Origin of the sequence: Myxococcus sp. AM009 (assembly GCF_013372605.1) — a bacterium.
In the GTDB taxonomy this organism is placed as follows: Bacteria; Myxococcota; Myxococcia; order Myxococcales; family Myxococcaceae; genus Myxococcus; species Myxococcus vastator.
The window spans coordinates 1-1,281 of sequence record NZ_JABXEP010000350.1 but is presented as its reverse complement, the minus strand read 5'-3'; the positions used below and the strand labels follow the sequence as shown (position 1 = coordinate 1,281).

At 67.9% G+C, this 1,281-nt stretch carries 1 protein-coding gene; it reads right to left on the bottom strand.

Features of this window, described 5'->3' with window-relative positions:
- Positions 1-1,281: condensation domain-containing protein (locus HV824_RS35790; protein WP_255208623.1), on the bottom strand; the 1,281-nt coding region annotated here is incomplete at both ends.

Genomic DNA, 1,281 nt, shown 5'->3' with positions numbered 1-1,281 from the left:
GGTGAAGCGGAGCGCCCGCGCGATTCCAGACGAAGGCGACCTGGACGAGCGGCGCGTGGTTGGGGCTTCGCTGGACGCCGAGGGCGTGGACGACGCGCTCGAAGGGAGCGTCCTGGTGAGAGAAGGCATCGAGCGCCGTCGCGCGCGTGCGTGAGAGGAGGGCGGAGAAGGAGTCGTCGGAGAGGAAACGGGTGCGAAGGACGACGGTGTTGACGAAGAGTCCGACGACGTCCTCGGTAGCAGGATGCGTGCGCCCGGAGACAGGCACGCCAACGCAGACCTCCTCCTGTCCGGAGTAGCGGTGCAGCAGTCCGGCGAAGGTGGCCTGGAGCGCCATGAAAGGCGTCACCCCGTGCTCGCGGCAGAAGGCGCGCAGCGCCTGGGTGAGGGCTGGTGAGAGTTGCTGCCCCTCGATGGAGCCTCCCTTCCCGGTGAGGACGGAAGGACGTGGCTTGTCGGTGGGAAGCTGAAGCAGCCGCGGCGCGTCGGCGAGCTGACGCACCCAGTATTCGCGCTGCCGGTCTTCACGCTCCTGGAGCCGAGGCGTGCGCTGCCATACGGCCACGTCGGCCCAGCTCAGGTCCACTGGAGCGAGCGCGGGAAGCGAGTCCTGGGTGAAGGCGAGATACGCCTCGGCCAGCTCTCGCAGCAGGACGGACAGCGACGTCCCATCCACCAGCAGGTGGTGGAAGACGAGCAACAAGACATGCCGCTGCGGCGTGAGTTGCCACAGGCGGAACCGGTACAGCGGTCCTTCCGCCATCGCGAAGGGGCGAGCTGCTTCATGTCGCAGATGTGCCGTCAGCGTTGTGGCGGATGCGTCTGGCTCCAGATGCTCCACGCTCAGCACGCGCGGGGCGGCCGGTTGCAACACCGGGACGGGGTGTCCGTCGCGTGAAGCGGGAACCGCCAATCGCAGCACCGAGTGTCGCGAGACCAGCCAGTGGAGCGCGGCTTCCAGGGCCTCGATGTCCAGGGGCCCCGTGAGCTCCAGTGCTTCGGGCATGTGGTAGGCGCTGGAGTCGGGCTGCAACTGGTGCAGGAACCACATGCGCTCCTGCGAGTACGACAGCAGCGCGCGCTCATCATCGCGACGAGGCGTTGGCGCTGGCAGTGACGTCTCGGTAGCGCCCTGGATTCCCTCCAACTCACGAGCAAGCGCGGCGACGGAGGGAGAGGAGAAGAGGGAGGCGAGAGGAAGCTCGACGCCGAAGGAGGAGCGGATGCGAGCCGCGAGGCGGGTGGCGCTGAGGGAGTGTCCGCCGAGAGAGAAGAAGTCGT